A 17,771-nucleotide genomic window follows, 5' to 3' on the forward strand; every position below is an offset into this window, starting at 1 on the left:
CGCACATGGAACTGAGCAGACGAACGGTCATCGCGTCGGCGGCAGCGGCCGGCGTGGCCGCCACCGCGGTCGGCGGCACGGCGCATGCCTCGGGAGGCAGGAAACCGGTGAAGGAGCTCTTCGGCAAACTGGCCGACGGGACGAAGGTGTACCGCTGGTCGCTGGAGAACGGCGGCACGCGGATGAAGGTGCTGTCGTACGGCGGCGTCGTGCAGTCCCTGGAGATCCCGGACCACCGGGGCCGCTACGCGAACGTCTCGCTGGGCTTCGACAACATCGAGGACTACGTCGCCCGCAGCCCGCACTTCGGCGCCCTGATCGGCCGGTACGGCAACCGCATCGCCAAGGGCCGCTTCACCCTGGACGGCAAGGAGTACCAGCTCTCCGTCAACGACGGGGAGAACTCCCTGCACGGCGGTGCCCTGGGCTTCGACTACCGGGTGTGGGACGTCGAGCCGTTCACCGAGGGCTCCGACACCGGCCTGGTGCTGCACTACACCAGCGTCGACGGAGAGATGGGCTACCCGGGCACGCTGAGGGCGAAGGTGACGTACACCCTCACCCGGCGCGGCGACTGGCGCATCGACTACGAGGCCACCACCGACAAGGCCACCGTCGTCAACCTCACCAGCCACGTCTACTGGAACCTGGCCGGCGAGGGCAGCGGCACGATCGAGGACCACGAGCTGTCGATCGCCGCCTCCCGCTTCACGCCCACCGACGCGGGTCTGATCCCCACCGGCGAGCTGGCCCGGGTGTCCGGCACGCCCTTCGACTTCCGCCGGGCCAAGCCGGTCGGCCGGGACATCCGGGACGCCCACCCGCAACTGGTCACCGCCAAGGGCTTCGACCACAACTGGGTGCTCGACAAGGGCATCACCGACCGCCCCGAGCACATCGCCACCCTGCGGGACCACGCCTCCGGCCGCACCCTGCGCATCGCCACCGACCAGCCCGGGCTCCAGTTCTACTCGGGCAACTTCCTCGACGGCACCCTGACCGGCACCGGCGGCTCCCTCTACCGCCAGGGCGACGCCCTGTGCCTGGAGACGCAGCACTTCCCGGACTCGCCGAACCAGCCGTCGTTCCCGTCGACCGTGCTGCGGCCCGGCCAGACGTACCGGACGTCCACGGTGCACTCCTTCGACGCGTAGCCGGCGACGGGGCGCGGGCACACTTTCTTCACACCCGTTGAACGGTGCCCCGTCCGCCTCCGTATACAAGGGCGGCCCGTGTCCCCGCACGGGCCGCCCACTCACGGAGGTCCACTTGTCCGGCAACGTCACCTCGTTGTTCCGCAGCACCGCGGCGCACAGCCCCTCGATGGCTGCGCTGGCGCGGGAGAGCGGCGAGGCGGCGGGCGCCGGCCCGGTGGACTTCTGCATCCCCTGCAACCCGTACTTCCCCACCCCGGCGATGTTCGAGGAGATGGCCGGCCGGCTGCGCGACATCGTCACGTACTACCCGAGCAGCGCCGACACCATCACCGCCGAACTGTGCAGTCTGCTCCAGCTTCCGCCGCAGTGCGTGGCGATGGGCAACGGCTCCACGGAGCTGATCACCTGGATCGACCACCTGCTGGTCCGGGAGTCCCTCGCCGTCCCCGTCCCCACCTTCGGCCGCTGGACCGACCAGCCCATGGAGACCGGCAAGCGGGTCGACATGTTCCCGCTCCAGGAGGCCGGCGGATTCGCCCTCGACCTCGCCCGGTACGGCGAGTTCGTCCGGGCCAGGGGCACCCGGGCCGTGGTCCTCTGCAACCCCAACAACCCGGACGGCGGCTATCTGCACAAGCAGGCGCTGGTGCAGTTCATGGACGCGATGGCCGACCGGGACCTGGTCGTGATCGACGAGTCCTTCCTGGAGTTCGCCGACGCGGAGGCCGAACCCAGCGTGGTCCAGGAGGCGATGCTGCGCCCCAACGTCGTCGTGCTGCGCAGCCTCGGCAAGAACTTCGGGCTGCACGGCATCCGCTTCGGCTACCTCGTCGCCAACCCGGCGCTCGCGGGCCGGGTGCGCGCCATGCTGCCCAAGTGGAACCTCAACTCCTTCGCGGAGTACGTGGTGTTCATGCTGCGCGACCACGGTCCCGAGTACGCGCGGAGCCTGCACCAGGTGCGGCGCGACCGCCTGGAGATGGCCGCCCAGCTGTCCGCGCTGCCCGGCCTGACCGTCTACCCCTCCCAGGGCAACTTCCTCTTCGTCCGGCTTCCCGTGGGCGCGGAGGGCACCGCCGTACGGGACCGCATGCTCACCGAGCAGGGGGTGCTGGTCCGGGAGTGCGGCAACAAGATCGGCTCGTCCAGCCGCTTCCTGCGTCTCGTGGTGCGCCCCCAGGCCGACGTGCGTCGCCTGGTGTCCGGCCTGGAACAGGTGCTCTACGGGGCCGGGAGGGGAGCCGCCGTGCCCGGGCCGGCCACCGGGAGCGGCTACAGCTCGGGCACGGCGGCCGTGGACCGCCTGATGTACGAGACCAACGGCTCCGGCATGCGCGCGATCACCGCACAGACCGCCGGTGCCGGTGCCCCGGGGCTCGCCGCCGCTCCGGCCCCTGCCGCCGGCACCGGCACCGGCACCGGCCTGCCGCTCCCCGCGGCGGTGCCGGTGGCTCCTGCGGCGGCCGCCGTGCCCGGCCCCGCCCCGGCGCCCCAGCCGGCCCCGGTCCCCCAGCCGGTGCCGTATCCCGGGCCGGTGCCGGTCCCCCACCCGGCACCGGCCCCGCAGCCCATGCCGGCCCCGGCCCCGGCCGCGGTGCCCGCCCCGGTCGCCCCGGTCTCCCCGGCCGCCGCGTACTCACCGCCGTTCGGGCCCACCCCGCCCGGCGTCCCGGCCCGCGGCGGTCTCACGGCCGCGCAGGTCAGGGGTACCAACGGCCTGGAGTCGGTCCCGGCGACGGGCTGGCCGAACGCGGCCGGGATGGGCCAGGCGGGCTGACCCCGGCGGCCGCCCCTACCCGGCCGGGGTGTCCGGCGCCGCCGAGGTGTCCGACGGGCTCGGGCAGGGTGCGTCCGTGGGGGAGGCCGTGGGGTCGGGGGACGCGGTTCCCGGTTCCGCGGAGCAGTCGTCCGTGGGAGTGGGCGAGGGGCTCGGACCGGTCGGGTCGGGCGAGGGTGCCGGTGTGTCGGTGGGGGTCCCGCTGGGGGACCCGGTGGGCGTTCCGGTGGGGTTGTCGGTGGGCGGCGGGGAGGGGTCCTGACTCGGCGACGGAACCGTCGGGGTGGACGGCCCGGGGGTGGACGGCGTGGTGCCCGGGTCCGGGCCGATGACGATGCCGCCGTCCCCGCCGCCACCGCCGTTCCCGTGGCCCCCGCCGCCCGCGCGGTCGACGGGCTCGGTCGCCGGGGTGTCGCCGCCCGCGCCGGGACTCTTCGGGACGACGCCCTTGCCGTCGGGGACGGTGTGGACGCCACGGCTGTAGAACTCCAGCCAGTACTCGACCAGACGCAGATAGGTGCGGGAGTTGTTGTAGCTGAGGATTGCCCGGTCCAGGTCCGCCGCCCGGCCCAGGTCCCGGTCGCCGGCGCACAGGTAGTGCCCGGCCGCCAGCGCCGCGTCGAAGATGTTGTTCGGGTCGGCGCGGCCGTCGCCGTTGCCGTCCGCACCCCAGCGGGCCCAGGTGGACGGCAGGAACTGCATCGGGCCCACCGCCCGGTCGTAGACCGTGTCGCCGTCGTGGGCGCCGCCGTCGGTGTCCCGGATCAGGGCGAAGCCCCGGCCGTCGAGGGGCGGCCCGGTGATGCGGCGCAGGGTCGTGCCGTCGCCGTCGACCGCGCCCCCGCGTGCCTGTCCGGACTCGACCTTGCCGATCGCCGCGAGCAGTTCCCAGGGCAGCCGGCAGCCGGGGTCCGTCCTGCCGACGGCGGTCTCGGCGGCGCGGTAGGCGCGCAGCACGGTGGCGGGGATGCCCGACTGGGCGCGGATCTCCGGCCCGAGTGCGGGGGTGGGCGGGACCGGCCCGCCGTTCCGCGTCCTCAGGGGCGGGAGTTCGGTGTGGTAGGAGCCGTCGCCCGGTGGCGCGAGCGCGGCGAACGGGCCGTCCGCCGCCGGCAGGCCCAGGTCGTCGGCGGCCGGTCCGGCCTGGCTGTCCCCGGTGTCCCGGGTGAGGCCGGGGGCCTGGGAGGCGGTGAGGGCCGCCATGGCCGCCACCGCGAGCGCGGTCGTGCGCAGTCCCTTGCGGGCCCGGCCGGAGTACAGGCGTCGGGCACGGCGTACGGACATGGTCGTCACTCCTGTCGGATCCGTCGGAGATGCGGGGGGCGGGGAGCGGGGAGCGGGCCCGGGGTGCTTCAGCGGCCAAAGGTGTCGAGGGCGGAGACCAGCCAGCGTCCGTCGTGGTGCACGACGTCGACGGCGAGCATGGCCGCCGCGTACACGCCCTCGTCCTGCGCGGCCGCCCCGTCCGTCCTGCTCTCCTTGTCCGTCGCGGCCTTCTTGCCGGTGGTGGCGACGCTGCTCTGGTCGGCGTAGACGAGGACTCGGGCCCGGTCGCCGTCGATGCGTTCGACCGCGCTGTCGGTGACGGTCGTGGTGATCACCGCCTTCTGCTCGTCGGCACGCGCGCGGACGTCGGCGAGCAGGTCGCGGTGCTGGTCGACGGCCTTGCCGGTCAGGAGGTCCCGCGCCGCCTTGTCCAGGGCGCCGGGGTCGGCGTGGTCGTAGGAGAAGAGGCGGTCGACGGCCTTGGCCACCTGGCCCTTGATCTCGCTGGTGCGGGCGAGGTCGGTCAGTGCGGTGTTGCTGCGGGCGGGTTCGGACCTGAGCCCCTCGGCCTCCGCGTGCGCCCAGCCCGCGAAGCCGCCGAGGAGGACCGTCAGCGCGCAGAGCAGCGCGAGGACCGCGGGGCGCCGCGACCGGGCCGGGGCGGCCTTCTCGTCCCCGGCCGTGGGCGGGTCGGCGGTGACGGCGTCCGCGGGCGTCAGGACCGCCGTGCCGCCGCGCCCGCCGGTCCGGACCGGCGGGCGTTCCGGGCGCCCGGCGGGCGCGGCGGGGGCCGTCTCGCGGGCCTGGCGGCGCCGCTGGCGGTTGATGTGGTGACGGGTCGTCGACATGGTGCGGTGTCCTCCTCGCTGCGGCCGGCTCTCGCGGTACGGGACCGGATCAGCCGGTCGACGTCGCGCCGACGGGCGCCTGGCCCAGGGCGCTCAGCTTCCACCGGCCGTCGGTCCGGGTGAGTTCGCCGAGCATGCGGCTGTCCTTGTCGCTCTTCGCTCCGTCGGCCGCCTCGACGGTGACGCGCAGGGCGACCAGTACCCGGGCGCGTCCGGCGCGGTCGTCGAGTTCGGTGACGGCGCCGGACAGCACCCGGGCCGTGCTGACCGTCTTCGCCTCTTTCATCCGGTCGGCGAACTCGTCACGCCCGGAGGCGAGTTGGTCGTGCAGTTCGCCGGTGGTCGAGGACTCCCACAGGTCCAGGCCGCGGTTCAGCTCGCGGTGGTCGAGCGTGTTCAGGTTCTGCACGGCCTGCTCCCCGGCGGAGAGTGCCGCGTCCCGCTGCGCGGCGTACCCGGCCTGCTCGTCGTGTGCCGCCCGGTACCAGTCCTGACCGGCCCAGGCGGCGAAGCCGCCCGCGACTAGGGTGAGGACGAGGGCCAGGGCCAGGGCGGGCAGCGGCCGGGTGCGACCGACGCCGAGGAGGCGGACCGCGCGTTTCATGGGGTGCTCCAGTCTCCCGCGCATGGTCAGCGGGCCTTGATGTCGACGATCCGCCAACGGTCGTCGTCGAGCCGTGCGGTGACGGTGAGTTGGGCCGCGGCCGCGGTGGCCCCGGCGTCACCCTTGTCCTTGCCCTTGCCCTTGTCCGTGCCCGTGCCCGTGTCGCGGTGGGAGGTCTGGTCGAGGAAGACCAGCAGGCGGGCCCGGTCGCCGTCGAGTTCGATCACTCCGGTGCGCACGGCCCGGGTGCTCAGGGTGACGCGCTGCTCGGTGAGGTCGTCGCGGACCCGGGCGAAGAGGGTCTCGTACTGCCGGGCGGCGCGGCCGTCGAGAACCGTGCTCGCGGAGCGTTCGGCGGCCGCGGTGCCGTCCGGGGTGTAGGAGAAGATCCGGGCGAGGGCGTTGCCGACCTCGCCCGCGACGCGGGAGGTGGCCTCCGCGTCGGTGAGCGCCTGGTTCCGGGCGGGTGCGGCCGACCGCAGCTGCTGGGCCGCGTAGAGGAATCCGCAGCCGCCGAGGACGAGGAGCACGGCGGTCCCGGCCAGGACCGCCCTCCGCAGGCGCCCGTCGCGCACGCGCTTCCCGGCCGCCGGGGCCCCGGCGGGCTCGTCGGCCGCGGCGGCCTCGGCGGGCGCGTCCGTCTCGGCGGGCGCGTCAGCGGGGCCGGTGTCCGCGGCCGAGCCCGTGTCCGGGCCCGAATCCGTGCCCGGAGCCGAATCCGTGCCGGGCTCCGGGGAAGCGGACCTGCGCAGCAACCACGTCGGTGTCATCACTCCTCGCCCTTCTCCTGCGCCACCGGTACGGCGCTCAGTGCCCGCACCTTCCACTCCCCCTCGCCCGTGCGGGCCAGCACCGCCTCCAGGCGTTTGCGGTCGGTGGAGGGCTTCTTCGTGCCGGCGGGGGTGACCTCGACGCGCACGGTGGCGATGAGCTTGGCCGTACCCGACCGGGTGTCGAGCGCGGTGACGGCGGCCTCGGTGACGGTGCCGCGCGCCGAGGTCCCGGCCGCCGCCCGGGTGTCGCCGAGTTCCTTGCGCAACGGCCCGGTGGAGACGGCGCGCCAGTCCCCGATGCTCCGCTCCGCCCGCTGCCGGGTGGACGCGTCGAGCGTGGTGAGTACGGCGATGCCCTCGCGCCCGTCGGCGAGCGCCTCGTCCCGCTCCCGGCCGTACGCGAGCCCGTCGTCGGTGCGGGCCTGCGTGTACGTCCACGCGCCGGTGCCGCAGAGGCCGAGGGCCAGCGCGAGCCCCGCTCCGGCGAGGATCCGGGCCCGCCTCATCGCGCACCCCCGGCGGCCGGGGCGAGGAGGTCCGTCAGGCCGGCCGGTGCCTCACCGCTCTGTCCCGGCAGGGCGAGCGCGCCGGGGAGCGCCGGGGAGCCGTCGTCGGCCGGGGTGGTCCGGCCGCTGCCCGAGGGCAGGGAGCCGGGTGTGGCCGGGTCGGGGACCGCGCCGCCCTTCGGGGCGTTGGCCGAGCCGCGCACGTTCTTCCCGCCCGAGGCCGGGGCGGTGCAGGCGGCGTCGGTGTTGAGGGCGGGCGCGGTGCCGAGGTCGAGGCCGTTGCGGTAGCGGGTGCCGCCGTAGCCGTCGGTGCAGGGCAGGGGGCTGAAGAAGGTGACGGCCAGGCCGAGGTCCAGCTTGCCCCCGTCGACGGCGGTGGCGCCGGCGGAGACGGCCGCCGGGTACTTCACGAGGAGTTCCTCGATGCCGCGCTGCCGGGTGACGGCGACCTCGGAGGTGGTCAGGAGGTTGGCGAGGACGACGCCGAGGCTCGGGTCGAGGTCCCGCAGCAGCCCGCTGACCTGGGTGGCGGCCTCGGGGGTGACGGCGAGGAGGCGGCGCAGGTCGGCGTCGGAGCCCTTGAGGGCGGCGGCCAGGTCCTTGGCCCCGACGGCGAAGTCGCGGATGGCCCGCGCCTCCTGGGCCTGGGTGCGCAGGACGGTCTCGCCGTCGTTGATGAGCAGGGTGGTGGACGGCAGAGCCCGGTCGGCGGCCTCGACGAAGTCGCTGCCGCTGTCGAGCAGCATCTGGAGGTCGTCGCCGTGTCCTTCGAAGGCCTTGCCGAACTCGTCGACGACCGTGCGCAGGTCCTCCAGCGGGACGGAGCCGACGAGGTCGTCGACGCTGGTGAGGACGTCGGTGACGGGAGCGGGCACCTCGGTGTCGGCCTGTTCGATGCGGGTGCCGTCGGCGAGGTAGGGGGAGCCGTCGCTCTCGGGCCGCAGGTCGATGTACTGCTCGCCGACGGCGGAGAGCCCGGCGACCACGGCCTTGGTGTCGGCGGGGATGCGGGGCGCGGACTTCTTGATGCGGAGTTCGGCGACCACGCCCTCGGCGGTGAGGTCGATCGGGCCGACGCGGCCCACCGAGACGCCCCGGTAGGTCACGTCGGAGTGGGTGAACAGTCCGCCGGTGCGCGGGAGTTGCACGTCCACGGTGTAGTAGTCGGCGACGCCCACGTAGCGGCCCAGGTCGGCGTAGCGGATGCCGAGGAAGGAGAGGGCGAGGACGGCGATGAGGAGGAAGGCGAGGTTCTTCAGCCGTACGGCGAGGGTGATCACCCGTGTTCACCCCCGGACGCCGGTCCGGTCCCGGACGCAGGCCCGGCCCCGGGCACGGAGGGCAGCGGCAGCGGCGAGGCGGCGCCCTGCTTCTCCGGGGATTGCTTCCGCGAGGACCGCTGCTTCCCGGCCGGGCCCGCTCCGGTGTCCAGGGTCATGGACGGGGACGGGCCGGGCGTGGGCCCGTCCACCAGCGGCGGGATCACCTCGGTCCCGGGCACGGCGACCATGCTCAGGTAGGTGTTGAGGTAGTCGCCCTTCACCCCGCGCAGCACCTCGTCGGTGAACGGGTACGTCAGCAGCACCTGGAGCGAGTCGGGGAGGTCGGTACCCGCGTCGGCCAGGGCCCGCAGCGTCGGCGCGACGGCCTTGAGGTCGGCGATCATGTCGTCCTTGCTCGCGTTGATGGTGGAGACGGCGACGCCGGACAGGGTGTCGAGGGAGCGCAGCATGGTCAGCAGGGAGCCGCGCTGCTGCTCCAGCGTCTTCAGTCCGGGCGAGAGGTCGGTGAGGACGGTGCCGACGTCTTCCTTGCGGGTGGCGAGGGTCGAGGAGAGCCGGTTGACGGCGTCGAGGGCGTCGGTGATGTCTCCGCGGTGGTCGTCGAGGTCGCCCACCAGGGTGTCGACCCGTTTCAGCATCGAGCGGACCTCGGGTTCGCGGCCGCCGAGCGCGGCGTTGAGCTCCCGGGTGATGGTCTTGAGCTGGTTGACACCGCCGCCGTTGAGGAGCAGGGACAGCGCGCCGAACACCTCCTCGACCTCGGTGTTGCGGCTGGTGCGGGCCAGCGGGATGACGCTCCCGTCGGTCAGCCGGCCGGATCCGGTCTCCTTGGCGGGCGCGACGAGCTGGACGTACTTCTCGCCCAGCAGGCTGGACTGTTCGAGCCGCGCGGTGGCGTCGGCGGGCAGCCGGACCTCGCCGTTGATCTCCATGGTGACGCGGGCCGACCAGTCGTCCTCGCCGAGTTCGATGCCGGTGATCCGGCCGACGGCGACGTCGTTGACCCGTACCGCGGAGTGCGGGACGAGGCTGAGCACGTCCTGGAGTTCCGCGGTGACGGTGTAGGGGTGGTCGCCGAGGTCGGCGCCGCCGGGCAGTGGCAGGTCCTCGATGCCGTCGAAGCCGCTCGGTACGAGGCTCACCCCGCCGAGGGTCAGGGCGAGGGCGAGTCCGACGGCGACCAGTCCGCCGGCGGTGAGGCCGGCCGCCCGGCCCCTGGGGAGCGTTGCGCGCTTCATCGCCCCTCCCCCTTCTCCGTCCCGGCCACCGGCAGCGGCAGCAGCGGGCCGCCGCTGCTGATCTCGTTGAGGTTGGCGCGGCCGTCGAGGGTGCGGGTGTCGGGGTTGTAGGCGTTCACGACGTTGTCGGCGGCCAGGGGGGCCACGTCCAGGGCCTCGGCCAGCGAGGCGCGCTGCTCGACCAGGGTCCGGGTGATGGGGACCAGCCGGTCGACGTTCTTCTTCAGCTCGCCCCGGTTGTCCTCGATGAAGGTCTTGACCTGGCCGAGGGCCTTGCCGAGTTCCTCCAGGGCGCCGGTGAGGTCGTCCTTGTTGTCGGCGAAGAAGCTGACGACCTCGTCCAGGCGTTCCTGGGCGGTGCGCACGTCGGTGTCCTTGTTCTTCAGCATGGTGGTGAAGGTCTGGAGGCTGCTGAGCGTCCTGAACAGGTCGCCGCTGCTGCCGTCGAGGGTCTTGGCGGCCTTGCCGAACTCCTCGACGCTGTCGCCGATGGCCTCGCCGTTGCCGTCGAGGTTGTCGGCGCCGGTCTTCAGCAGTTCGGACAGGGCGCCGTCGGAGTTGGCGCCGTCCGGGCCGAGGGCGTCGCCGAGTTCGGTGATGGAGTCGTAGATCTGGTCGATCTCGACGGGGACGTGGTTGCGGGAGGCGGGCAGTACGGCGCCGTCGGCCAGGGCGGGGCCCTCGCGGTAGGCGGGGGTGAGCTGCACGTAGCGGTCGGCGACGACGCTCGGCGCGACGACGACGGCCCGCGCGTCCTTGGGGACCTTGATCCCGTCGTCCAGGCGGAGGCCGACGCGGACCCTGGTGCCCTCGGGGTCCACCGACTCCACCTCGCCGACGCGCACCCCGAGGATGCGCAGGTCGGATCCGGCGTAGACGCCGATGGCGCGGTCGAAGTACGCGGTGACGCGGGTGCCGTCGGCTTCGAGCGCCCGGGCGGCGGCCAGGCCGCCGGCGGCGAGCACCACGAGGGCGAGCACCCCGGTGAGGATCTTTCGGCGTCGGGTCATCACGCACCGCTCCCCTGGGCCGCCGCGGGCTGTTTCGGCGGCAGGCATCCGGTCGAGGGCTGGGAGGTCTCGGGCAGGTAGTCGCGGGGCACGACGCCGCACAGGTAGCTGTCGAACCAGCGGCCGTTGCCCAGGGTGTTGCCGACCAGGCGGTAGTACGGGCCGACCAGGGCCAGGGTCTCGCCGAGCCGGGTGTTGTTCTTCTCCAGGACGCTGGTGACCCGGCCGAGCGCCTTGAGGGTGGGGCCGAGCTGCTTCTCGTTGTCCTTGACGAGGCCGCCGAGTTCGGTGCCGAGGTCCTGGCTGCCCTTGAGCAGGGCGCTGATGGCGGTGCGCCGGTCGCGGAGTTCGCCGAGCAGGGGGCCGCCGTCCTCGATGAGGGTCTCGAAGCTGGACTTGTTGTTCTCCAGCGTCTTGGTGAACCGCGCGCTGCCCTTGAGGAGTTCGGAGAGCTTGGCGTCGCGCTTGGAGAGGGACTTCGACAGGTCGGACAGGCCGGTGGCGGCCTTGCGCACGTGCGGCGGGGAGTCCTTGAAGGTGTCGGAGATGGTCTCGAAGCTCTCCGCGAGCCGTCCGGTGTCGATGTCGTCGACGGTGCCGCTGAGGTCCTGGAAGGCCTGGGTCACGTCGTAGGGGGAGGTGGTGCGGGCGAGCGGGATGCGGGCGCCGGGGTCCTGGCGGCCGGAGCCGAGCGGGTCGAGCGCCAGGTACTTGTCGCCGAGGACGGTCTTGATGGCGATGGCGGCGGTCGTCCGGTCGCCGAGCCAGGCGTCCTCGACCTCGAAGGTGACCTTGACCTTGGCGCCGTCGAGCGCGACCGAGGTGACCTGGCCGACCTTGACGCCGGCGATGCGCACCTCGTCGCCCTCGTCGAGGCCGGCGGACTCGGAGAAGTCGGCGCTGTAGGTGGTGCCGCCGCCGAACGGCAGCCGGTCGACGTTGTAGACGAGGAGGGCGACCAGAGCGAGAACGAGCAGTCCGGCGATGCCGACGGCGACGGGGTTGCGTTCCTTGACCGGCTTGATGCGGGGTCGGGGGCGGGGGCGCTTCATCCGCGGCACCTCGATTCGGTGATCGCGATGCCGGTCGGCGGCTTCGAGCCGTCGGAGGTGGTCACTCCGCTCACGCGCGCCTCGCAGAGGTAGAGGTTGAACCACGAGCCGTAGGAGGACAGGCGGGCCAGGGCGGTCATCTTGGCGGGGCTCTTCTCCAGGAAGTCCTCGATCTGCGGGGTGTGCTCGCCGAGGCCCGCCGAGAGCCGGCCCAGTTCGCGGATGTCCTTCTTGAGGGGGGCGCGTCCGTCCTCGAGGAGTCCCGCGGTGACGGTGGTCAGGTCGCCCATGGCGGCGACGGCCTCGCCGAGCGGTTTGCGGTCCTGGTTGAAGCCGGTGACGAGCTTCTGGAGGGTGACCACGAGGTCGTCGAAGCCGTCCTCGCGGTCGTTGAGGGTGTCCAGGACGGTGGTGAGGTTCTCGACGACCTCGCCGATCACCTTGTCCTTGGCGGCGACGGTCGTGCCGAGCGAGCCGACGTGGCGGATCAGGCTGTCGACGGTGGCGCCCTCGCCCTGGAGCACCTGCACGATCGATCCGGCCAGTTCGTTGACGTCCTTCGGGGAGAGGCCCTCGAACAGTGGCTTGAAGCCGTTGAAGAGCAGGGTCAGGTCGAGCGCGGGCGTGGTGCGCTCCAGCGGGACGGTGCCGCCGTCCGGGAGGGTGCCGGTGAGGTCGCCGCTGCCGCGGCCGAGGGAGACGTAGCGCTGGCCGACCATGTTGAGGTACTTCACGGCCGCGGTGGTCGACCGGGGCAGCCTGCGGTCGTCGCGGACGGTGAAGGTGACCTGCGCGGTGCGCCGGTCGACGACGCGTACGTCGGTCACCTCGCCGACCGTCACCCCGGAGATCCGCACGCTGTCGCCGTCGACGAGGCCGGTGACGTCGGTGAAGAGGGCCTGGTAGCTGCTGGTCCCGGTGCCGGAGTCGACGCTGGTGCCGGCGACGCTCAGGCCGAGCACGGTCGTGGCGAGGGCGGTGACCACCACGAAGACGAGGGACTTGACCAGCGGTCCGGTCAGCGGACGGCGCCGGGTGTGCGCGTGGTCGGCGCCGGTCATCCGAGGGTCACCTCCGTACCGCGGTAGACGGGGCCGACGAGCAGGCTGCTCCAGTCGGGCAGGTCACCGGGGCTCTTCCCGGCGGCGGGGGCGAGGAGTTCGTTGACGAGGTCGTTCTCCTGCGGGGAGTTGGCGGGCCCGAGGTCCTGCTCGGCCGCGGGGGTGGCGGCCCGCGCGGTGGGCCGGGGCAGGGTGCCGAGGTAGGGCACGGAGGGGCAGCGGGGCCCGCCGCCGGAGTCGTACACCGGGGTGTCGCGGCCGGGTCGGTAGGCCCCGCGCGAGGCGACGCTGGTGACGTCGACGTGGATGCCGGGCCGGTCGGTGCCCTTGCCGAGCGCCTTGTCCATGGCCGGCACGAACTCGGCGAGGGTGCGCAGGGTGCAGGGGAAGGCCGGGGAGTACTCGGCGAGCAGTTCCAGGGTGGGGCGGCCGGTGTCGCCGAGCCGGATGATGTTGTCCTTGTTCTTGTGCAGGAAGGCCGTCACGTCCTCGGCCGTCCGGGTCGTGGCGCCGAGGGTGGCGGCGAGTTCCGCCTCCTGCTCGGCGAGGGTGCCGCTGGTGGTGGTGAAGTCGGTGAGCGCCGTGACGATGTCGGGCGCGGCGTCCGCGTAGACGTGGCTGACCTTCACGAGTTCCTTGAGGTCGCGGTTGAGGGCGGGCAGGTGGGGGTTGAACTCCGCCAGGTGCTCGTCCAGCAGGGTGAGCGTGTCGCCGAGCCGCTCCCCGCGGCCTTCGAGGGCCTGCGAGACGGCGGACAGGGTCGCGGAGAGCTTCTGCGGCTGGACGGCGGTGAGCATCGGCAGGACGTCGTCGAGCACCTGCTGGAGCTCGATGGCGTTCGCGGACCGGTCCTGGGGGACGACGGCCCCGGCGGCCAGGGGCTCGGGCGAGGGGTTCGCGGGCGGCACGAGGGCGACGAACCGCTCGCCGAAGAGGGTGGTGGGCAGCATCTGCGCGCGGACGTCGGACGGTACGTCGTCCAGCGCGCCGGGCTTCATGGCGAGGGTGAGCCGGGCGCCGTCGCCAAAGGCGTCGATGGCGCGGACCTCGCCGACGACCACGCCGCGCAGCTTCACCTCGGCGCCGGGGTGCATCTGGTTGCCGGCGCTGCCGGTCTCGACGACCACCGGGTCGGAGTCGGTGAACCTCTTGTCGTAGACGGCGACGGCCAGCCAGATCAGCAGGGCGGGCACCAGCACGAACACGACCCCGGCGAGCCGGCGGCGCAGTGTGTGTCCTTCCGGTCGGCTCATCTCACCCCGCCACCTTCACGGTCGTGGTCGCGCCCCACAGGGCCAGCGACAGGAAGAAGTCGGTGACGCTGATCAGCACGATGGCGTTGCGCACCGACCGGCCGACGGCGACGCCGACACCGGCCGGGCCGCCGGAGGCGCGGTAGCCGTAGTAGCAGTGGGCGACGATCACCATCACGCTGAAGATCAGCACCTTCAGGACGGAGAGCAGCACGTCCGTCGGGGAGAGGAAGAGGTTGAAGTAGTGGTCGTACGTCCCCCGGGACTGCCCGTTGAACAGGACGGTCACGTAGCGGGAGGCGAGGAAGGAGGAGAGCAGCCCGATCGCGTAGAGCGGGATGATGGCGACGACGCCGGCGATGATGCGGGTGGTGACGAGGTAGGGCATGGAGCGGATGCCCATGCCCTCCAGCGCGTCGACCTCCTCGTTGATGCGCATGGCGCCGAGCTGGGCGGTGAAGCCGGCTCCGACGGTCGCGGAGAGGGCGAGTCCGGCGACGAGGGGCGCGATCTCGCGGGTGTTGAAGTAGGCGGAGACGAATCCGGTGAACGCGGCCGTGCCGATCTGGTCGAGGGCCGCGTAGCCCTGGATTCCGACGACGGTCCCGGTGAAGAGCGTCATCGCGATCATCACGCCGATGGTGCCGCCGATGACGCCGAGGCCGCCGGAGCCGAAGGCCACCTCGGCGAGGAGGCGCTGCACCTCCTTGAGGTAGCGGCGCAGGGTCCGCGGGACCCACAGCAGGGCCCGGACGTAGAAGAGCAGTTGGTCGCCGGAGCGGTCGAGCCAGACGAGCGGGGAGGCCATCGGACCTCAGCCTCCCTTCGGCGGGACGATCTGGAGGTAGATGGCCGTCATCACCATGTTGACGAAGAAGAGCAGCAGGAACGTGATGACGACGGACTGGTTGACGGCGTCGCCGACGCCCTTGGGGCCACCGCGCGGGTTGAGGCCCCGGTAGGCGGCGACGATGCCCGCGATGAACCCGAAGATCAGCGCCTTGAGTTCGCTGACGTAGAGGTCGGGCAGCTGGGCGAGGGCGGAGAAGCTGGAGAGGTAGGCGCCGGGGGTGCCGCCCTGCATGATGACGTTGAAGAAGTAGCCGCCCAGGATGCCGACGACGGAGACCAGCCCGTTGAGCAGGACCGCGACGCCCATCGCGGCCAGCACCCGGGGCACGACCAGGCGCTGCACCGGGGAGACGCCCATGACCTCCATGGCGTCGAGTTCCTCGCGGATCTTGCGGGAGCCGAGGTCGGCGCAGATGGCCGAGCCGCCGGCGCCGGCGATGAGCAGCGCGACGATGAGCGGGCTGGCCTGCTGGACGACGGCGAGGACGCTGGCGCCGCCGGTGAACGACTGGGCGCCCAGCTGCTCGGTCAGGGAGCCGACCTGGAGGGCGATGACGGCGCCGAAGGGGATCGAGACCAGGGCGGCGGGCAGGATGGTCACGCTGGCGACGAACCAGAACTGCTCGACGAACTCGCGGAACTGGAAGGGTCTTCGGAAGACGGCCCGGACGACTTCGGCGGCGAGCGCGAAGAGCCGTCCGGTCTGCCGCAGCGCGCCGGTGATCACGCGCCGCTCCCGGCGGTGGGCATCGGCAGGGTGGCCGCCTCGGAACTCTTCGCGTAGGTGTCCCGGATGGCGGACCGCGCGGCGGGCGGCAACGAGTCGATCATGCCCATGACACGCTCACGCCGGCGTGCGACGGCCCGACGCGGCGGCAGGCCCGGCGACGGCTCCAGCTGCGGCACGATCTCCCGGGGTGCGGCGGGGGCCGCGCAGGCGGCGTCCGCCTCGGCGGCGAGGGTGGCCGCGTCCTTCTCCTCGGACATCCCGATGGGACCCTCGCGCCGGCCGCCCAGGAACTGGGACACGACCGGTTCGTCGCTGGTGAGCAGCACCTCGCGCGGGCCGAAGGTGACGAGTTCGCGCAGGAAGAGCATCCCCATGTTGTCGGGCACGGTGGCGGCGATGTCGAGGTTGTGGGTGACGATCAGCATCGTCGCGTCGAGCTGCGCGTTGAGGTCGATCAGCAGCTGGGAGATGTAGGCGGTGCGGACCGGGTCGAGACCGGAGTCCGGTTCGTCGCACAGGATGATCTGCGGGTCCAGGACGAGCGCGCGGGCCAGTCCGGCCCGCTTGCGCATGCCTCCGCTGATCTCCCCCGGGAGCTTTCCCTCCGCGCCCAGCAGCCCGACGACCTCGATCCGCTCCATGACGATGCGGCGGATCTCGGACTCCTTCTTGCGGGTGTGTTCGCGCAGCGGGAAGGCGATGTTGTCGAAAAGGGACATGGACCCGAAGAGGGCGCCGTCCTGGAACATGAGACCGAACAGTTTCCGGGTCTCGTAGATGTCTCTTTCCGGACTGTTCACCATGTCCACCCCGTTGATGAGGACACGGCCCTTCTCGGGTTTGAGCAGCCCTATGAGCGACTTGAGGAAAACGGTCTTACCGGTTCCGGACGGGCCCAGCATCACGCTGACCTCTCCGGCCGGAAGAGTGAGTGACACGTCCCGCCAGATGCTCTGCTTACCGAAGGACTTGGTCAGACCCTCGACCACTACTTCGATTCCCATATCACCTCCAGCGGACGCCAATCGGATACGCGCTGCGGGCCCGCACGTTAAGTCGGCCCGAAGCGCACTGACAACGGGTGCGGCACGGATCTCCGGCACCCCCGGGGAACTTGTCACCGCGCTGACAACCTCCCCGCCCCGCACTTGTCTCCGGGGAGACAGGGCAGGGTCTCGCGGTTCCGGGGGGTGTGGATCCCGCGGGACCCCGCCGGCGGACACCCGGGCCCGATGGAGGGTGGGCCAGAACGCGTCCGCCATGGCTCCGGCCGACGGGGGCCACCGACCTGGAACCGAGCACCGCACCGGCACGTTACGGCCGAGTAACCTCGGCGGGCAACACCGGATTCGGAGTTTTCCGGGATACCGACTTCGGCCATCCGGAACCTGTCAGGGAAGACACAAGAACCCATGGGTAACTTGTCATCGGGTGAGTACCGGAACCCCCTTGCGTGCGACGGTTGCGGGGCGGGAGCGCCGCGAGCCGGACCCCGTCGGACTTGGCATCGGATGACTAAGCCGAATCGCGTTCCACTCACCCCGGAAACAGCTTGTTCCACTTTTCAAAGAATCATGGACGGCCGCATTGTTCGCCTATGTTTCCGACGAGTAACGTCACGGCCCAATGCCGGTCAACCCTCAAGGAGAGTCCGAGTCATGAAGAAGAGCATGAGAAGGTCGGCCCTCGTGGTGTGTGCGGCCGCGTCGGCGCTGGGTCTCGCCGCCGTCCCGTCCTCGGCGGTGCCCTCCACCGTCTGGACCGTCACGCCCTCCCCGGCCGACTTCGAGGCCGTGAACGTCGGCAACATCGTGCTGACCGCCACGATCCCGATGACCTGCACGGTCTCGACCGCGGACGGCACCATGAACAGCGCCACCGGCAACCCGGCGGACGTCGCCGACATCGACACCATGCACTTCGGCGCGTCCGGCTCGCCGTGCACCAGCGTCCTGGGCAACGTCACCACCACGTCGGTCACCCCCTGGGACGTCGTCGCGGTGGACTACGACGCGGCCAGCGGTGTCACCACGGGCTACGTCGACAACGTGGTGGCCAACGTGACCGCCGGAGCCTGCAAGTTCACGGTGTCGGGCCAGGCCTCGGGCACCTACACCAACTCCACCGGCGTCCTGGCGATCAACAGCACCGCCGGTGAACTGACGGTCAGCAACCCCGTCAACTGCGGTGCGATCGTCACGCCCACCACCAAGCCCACCTTCAAGGGCAACTACGCCGTCACCGAGAAGGGCACCGGCGCCATCCCGACCATCGTCGGCTCGAACCCGCCCGCCTAGGCGTCCGACGGTCCGCGTCCGCCCGGCCGGCATCCCGGCCGGGCGGACGCGGGCCGTGAGCCGC

General features: G+C 72.3%; 17 protein-coding genes. 3 read left to right on the forward strand and 14 right to left on the reverse strand.

The genetic code is table 11. From position 1 onward, the window contains the following. Window positions 1–5 precede the first annotated feature (5 nt). Window positions 6–1,154, forward strand: a complete 1,149-nt coding sequence (locus C4J65_RS08950) for an aldose epimerase family protein (RefSeq protein ID WP_162833090.1) — start codon at window positions 6–8, stop codon at window positions 1,152–1,154. Window positions 1,155–1,269: 115 nt separating this feature from the next. Continuing rightward, on the forward strand, window positions 1,270–2,934 hold the full coding sequence (locus tag C4J65_RS08955) for a histidinol-phosphate transaminase (protein WP_115741926.1): 1,665 nt from the start codon (window positions 1,270–1,272) through the stop codon (window positions 2,932–2,934). 15 nt (window positions 2,935–2,949) lie between these two features. Here the strand turns inward: C4J65_RS08955 and C4J65_RS08960 are convergent, their stop codons facing one another. The 14 genes from C4J65_RS08960 to C4J65_RS09025 all read right to left on the reverse strand — a co-directional run bounded on the left by C4J65_RS08960 (window position 2,950) and on the right by C4J65_RS09025 (window position 16,414). Further along, entirely contained in the window at window positions 2,950–4,218 is a 1,269-nt protein-coding gene (locus C4J65_RS08960; protein WP_115741927.1) for a lytic transglycosylase domain-containing protein, read from the reverse strand. Window positions 4,219–4,286: 68 nt separating this feature from the next. Beyond that, window positions 4,287–5,048: a hypothetical protein gene (locus C4J65_RS08965; protein ID WP_115741928.1), complete on the reverse strand. Its 762-nt coding sequence runs from the start codon at window positions 5,046–5,048 to the stop codon at window positions 4,287–4,289. A gap of 49 nt (window positions 5,049–5,097) precedes the next feature. Beyond that, on the reverse strand, window positions 5,098–5,652 hold the full coding sequence (locus C4J65_RS08970) for a nuclear transport factor 2 family protein (protein ID WP_115741929.1): 555 nt from the start codon (window positions 5,650–5,652) through the stop codon (window positions 5,098–5,100). Between the two features lie 26 nt (window positions 5,653–5,678). Then, entirely contained in the window at window positions 5,679–6,422 is a 744-nt protein-coding gene (locus tag C4J65_RS08975; protein ID WP_115741930.1) for a nuclear transport factor 2 family protein, read from the reverse strand. After that, a complete protein-coding gene (locus tag C4J65_RS08980; protein WP_115741931.1) occupies window positions 6,422–6,931 on the reverse strand; it encodes a hypothetical protein in 510 nt (169 codons plus the stop codon). The genes C4J65_RS08975 and C4J65_RS08980 overlap by 1 nt, the downstream gene beginning before the upstream one ends. Continuing rightward, on the reverse strand, window positions 6,928–8,211 hold the full coding sequence (locus C4J65_RS08985) for an MlaD family protein (protein ID WP_115741932.1): 1,284 nt from the start codon (window positions 8,209–8,211) through the stop codon (window positions 6,928–6,930). The genes C4J65_RS08980 and C4J65_RS08985 overlap by 4 nt, the downstream gene beginning before the upstream one ends. Next, window positions 8,208–9,452: an MCE family protein gene (locus C4J65_RS08990; protein ID WP_115741933.1), complete on the reverse strand. Its 1,245-nt coding sequence runs from the start codon at window positions 9,450–9,452 to the stop codon at window positions 8,208–8,210. Before C4J65_RS08990 ends, C4J65_RS08985 begins: the two co-directional genes overlap by 4 nt. Continuing rightward, on the reverse strand, window positions 9,449–10,462 hold the full coding sequence (locus C4J65_RS08995) for an MCE family protein (protein WP_115741934.1): 1,014 nt from the start codon (window positions 10,460–10,462) through the stop codon (window positions 9,449–9,451). The genes C4J65_RS08990 and C4J65_RS08995 overlap by 4 nt, the downstream gene beginning before the upstream one ends. After that, entirely contained in the window at window positions 10,462–11,514 is a 1,053-nt protein-coding gene (locus C4J65_RS09000) for an MCE family protein (RefSeq protein WP_115741935.1), read from the reverse strand. The genes C4J65_RS08995 and C4J65_RS09000 overlap by 1 nt, the downstream gene beginning before the upstream one ends. After that, the gene (locus C4J65_RS09005) at window positions 11,511–12,575 is read right to left on the reverse strand and encodes an MlaD family protein (RefSeq protein WP_115741936.1); all 1,065 of its coding nucleotides are present in this window, start codon (window positions 12,573–12,575) and stop codon (window positions 11,511–11,513) included. The genes C4J65_RS09000 and C4J65_RS09005 overlap by 4 nt, the downstream gene beginning before the upstream one ends. Then, on the reverse strand, window positions 12,572–13,828 hold the full coding sequence (locus C4J65_RS09010) for an MCE family protein (protein WP_115741937.1): 1,257 nt from the start codon (window positions 13,826–13,828) through the stop codon (window positions 12,572–12,574). Before C4J65_RS09010 ends, C4J65_RS09005 begins: the two co-directional genes overlap by 4 nt. A 1-nt stretch (window position 13,829) precedes the next feature. Next, entirely contained in the window at window positions 13,830–14,636 is an 807-nt protein-coding gene (locus tag C4J65_RS09015) for an ABC transporter permease (protein ID WP_115741938.1), read from the reverse strand. Between the two features lie 6 nt (window positions 14,637–14,642). After that, window positions 14,643–15,407, reverse strand: coding sequence for an ABC transporter permease (locus C4J65_RS09020; protein ID WP_087791076.1), 765 nt, complete (start codon window positions 15,405–15,407; stop codon window positions 14,643–14,645). Next, entirely contained in the window at window positions 15,404–16,414 is a 1,011-nt protein-coding gene (locus C4J65_RS09025) for an ATP-binding cassette domain-containing protein (RefSeq protein WP_162833091.1), read from the reverse strand. Before C4J65_RS09025 ends, C4J65_RS09020 begins: the two co-directional genes overlap by 4 nt. 654 nt (window positions 16,415–17,068) lie before the next feature. Here C4J65_RS09025 and C4J65_RS09030 point away from each other — a divergent pair. Then, the gene (locus C4J65_RS09030; protein ID WP_115741940.1) at window positions 17,069–17,707 is read left to right on the forward strand and encodes a hypothetical protein; all 639 of its coding nucleotides are present in this window, start codon (window positions 17,069–17,071) and stop codon (window positions 17,705–17,707) included. Window positions 17,708–17,771: the final 64 nt, after the last annotated feature.

The organism is Streptomyces sp. CB09001 (assembly GCF_003369795.1).
Classification (GTDB): domain Bacteria; phylum Actinomycetota; class Actinomycetes; order Streptomycetales; family Streptomycetaceae; genus Streptomyces.

Excerpts from the sequence above, each read along its gene's own strand:
- C4J65_RS09005 (WP_115741936.1), bottom strand. The coding sequence starts at position 12,575 with ATGACCGGCGCCGACCACGCGCACACCCGGCGCCGTCCGCTGACCGGA.
- C4J65_RS08960 (WP_115741927.1), bottom strand. The coding sequence starts at position 4,218 with ATGTCCGTACGCCGTGCCCGACGCCTGTACTCCGGCCGGGCCCGCAAG.
- C4J65_RS08950 (WP_162833090.1), top strand. The coding sequence starts at position 6 with ATGGAACTGAGCAGACGAACGGTCATCGCGTCGGCGGCAGCGGCCGGC.
- C4J65_RS09010 (WP_115741937.1), bottom strand. The coding sequence starts at position 13,828 with ATGAGCCGACCGGAAGGACACACACTGCGCCGCCGGCTCGCCGGGGTC.
- C4J65_RS08970 (WP_115741929.1), bottom strand. The coding sequence starts at position 5,652 with ATGAAACGCGCGGTCCGCCTCCTCGGCGTCGGTCGCACCCGGCCGCTG.
- C4J65_RS08975 (WP_115741930.1), bottom strand. The coding sequence starts at position 6,422 with ATGACACCGACGTGGTTGCTGCGCAGGTCCGCTTCCCCGGAGCCCGGC.
- C4J65_RS09030 (WP_115741940.1), top strand. The coding sequence starts at position 17,069 with ATGAAGAAGAGCATGAGAAGGTCGGCCCTCGTGGTGTGTGCGGCCGCG.
- C4J65_RS09015 (WP_115741938.1), bottom strand. The coding sequence starts at position 14,636 with ATGGCCTCCCCGCTCGTCTGGCTCGACCGCTCCGGCGACCAACTGCTC.
- C4J65_RS08990 (WP_115741933.1), bottom strand. The coding sequence starts at position 9,452 with ATGAAGCGCGCAACGCTCCCCAGGGGCCGGGCGGCCGGCCTCACCGCC.
- C4J65_RS09025 (WP_162833091.1), bottom strand. The coding sequence starts at position 16,414 with ATGGGAATCGAAGTAGTGGTCGAGGGTCTGACCAAGTCCTTCGGTAAG.
- C4J65_RS08965 (WP_115741928.1), bottom strand. The coding sequence starts at position 5,048 with ATGTCGACGACCCGTCACCACATCAACCGCCAGCGGCGCCGCCAGGCC.
- C4J65_RS08995 (WP_115741934.1), bottom strand. The coding sequence starts at position 10,462 with ATGACCCGACGCCGAAAGATCCTCACCGGGGTGCTCGCCCTCGTGGTG.
- C4J65_RS09000 (WP_115741935.1), bottom strand. The coding sequence starts at position 11,514 with ATGAAGCGCCCCCGCCCCCGACCCCGCATCAAGCCGGTCAAGGAACGC.
- C4J65_RS08980 (WP_115741931.1), bottom strand. The coding sequence starts at position 6,931 with ATGAGGCGGGCCCGGATCCTCGCCGGAGCGGGGCTCGCGCTGGCCCTC.